2 protein-coding genes are annotated in these 1744 nt (G+C 49.4%); both read right to left on the bottom strand.

The features are described 5' to 3' along the window. On the bottom strand, positions 1-402 hold a 402-nt coding region (locus tag V7Z69_RS09860; RefSeq protein ID WP_334139812.1), incomplete at its 3' end, for a response regulator. A 1-nt stretch (position 403) separates the two neighbouring features. Next, on the bottom strand, positions 404-1636 hold the full coding sequence (locus tag V7Z69_RS09855) for a sensor histidine kinase (protein ID WP_334139811.1): 1233 nt from the start codon (positions 1634-1636) through the stop codon (positions 404-406). Between the last annotated feature and the right edge of the window lie 108 nt (positions 1637-1744).

The following is a 1744-nucleotide window of genomic DNA, read 5'->3' as shown; positions in this document are numbered from 1 at the left end:
TCTTTTATCCTCTATATTCTTGACGACGCTCTTTATGGTCTCCACAAGCTTGCTGTCCGAAAGGGGTTTGACCAAAAAGGAGCTTACTCCCAGCTCCACCGCCTCCTGGGCATACTCAAAGACATCGTAGGCAGTGGTAACTATGACCTCTCCGCGGAATCCTTCCTCCCTCAGCTTTCTAAGCTGAGACAGGCCGCTTCCTCCAGGAACGCGAATATCCAGCAGGACGATCTCCGGAAGCCATTGAAGGGCCGCTTCCTCGAAAGAGAAAACATCGTCGGCCTCCTTTATCTCAAACATGCCGCCAAAGTTTTTCTCCAACACAAACCTCAGCGCCTTGCTCTCCAGGGGTTCGTCTTCTACTATAAGCAGTTTGTAGGTGTTTGTTCTTTTGGGTGTCATCTTATCTTTCCTCTTCCCTGACTAGTGGGATCACTATCTGGACCTCTGTCCCTTCACCTGGGGTGCTTTTAAAGTCTATACAGCCCCTCTCCCGGAAGTATAACCTTACTTTCTCCTCCAAATTGCTTAGGCCTATTCCCTTTTTGAGCGTTTCTGTATCGCAGCCTACCCCGTCATCCTTTACGGTTAAGCATAAATAGTCCCCTTTTATACAGCTTTTTACGGTGACGCAGGCGGGCCTCACCGAAGGCTCCACGCCGTGGACGACGGCATTTTCCACCACGGGCTGGAGCAGCATGAAAGGAACAAACACACCCAAACTCTCCGGCTCGGCATCTATCTCATAGGAAAGCCGCTCTCCGAATCGGGACCTGTATATGTCCAGGAAACATCTGATGCAATCCAGCTCGTCTTTGAGCCTCACAAAGTTCCCACGCTTTTGCTTTCCTAATACATAGCGCAAATACTCGGCAAACTTTATGGTCAGTTCCTGGGTTTGCTTGGCTCCCTCGAACATGGCCAAGCGGGATATGACGTTGAGGGTGTTAAAGATAAAATGGGGATTCAGCTTGTTCTGCAAGGACCTTACCTGTGCCTGTTTCAGGTTCCTCTCGAGGGCTTCCTTGTTTACTTTCCTTTTCATTATGGCTATTCCCTTTTCCAGGAACCTTCTCTCAGAAAGGTGCTTCTCGCATATGGTGACTATGTGGGAAGCCACTAGCTTGAGCAGCATGGCGCTTCTTCTAAGCTGCTCTTCATCAACCACAGGTATCTTGAGGAAATTGTCTATAAGCCTTTCTTTTTCTCGTTGGTCGAAGTGCCAAAACTGATCAGCCAGCTCCTGAACTTCCTTGCGGGTGTACTCTCTGAGTTTTACCTGCCCCATAAGCAATATGCCAACGGTCTTGTCCTCGCTAAGCATTATGGGGACCGCCATGTCTATCAGCCCGGCATGGCACCTGTATATCTTTACGCCACCGGAGGTTATGGCCTTCCTGCCGCCTTCAGCATCGCTTTTACGGCATACTTCCCCGCCATCTATGGATCTAACTATCTTGCAGAAATTAGAGAAATTGCAGGGCTTTGTGACAGGTATCCCTTCAGGCGTGGTCAATATGGCTGCGTAGTTGTTGGACACAGCAAAGTTCTCCACGATCCCCTCAAGGACATCCACATCTACAACGTGTTTCCACCATTCTAAAGTGCCTTCCCTGTACATCCCTGCTCCATCCATCACAAAATCCCTTCACAAGAGGGCAAATGGTTCATATTATGCCTTCGGCCTGTTCTTTTCGTCGACGAAGACGATCTTGGGTTTGTGGTTTCTTGCCTCCTCGTCGCT

The organism is Thermovirga lienii (assembly GCF_036847465.1).
GTDB classification, from domain to species: Bacteria; Synergistota; Synergistia; order Synergistales; family Thermovirgaceae; genus Thermovirga; species Thermovirga lienii.
The sequence above is the reverse complement of the archived record's forward strand: the minus strand, read 5'-3'. Positions and strand labels throughout refer to the sequence as shown.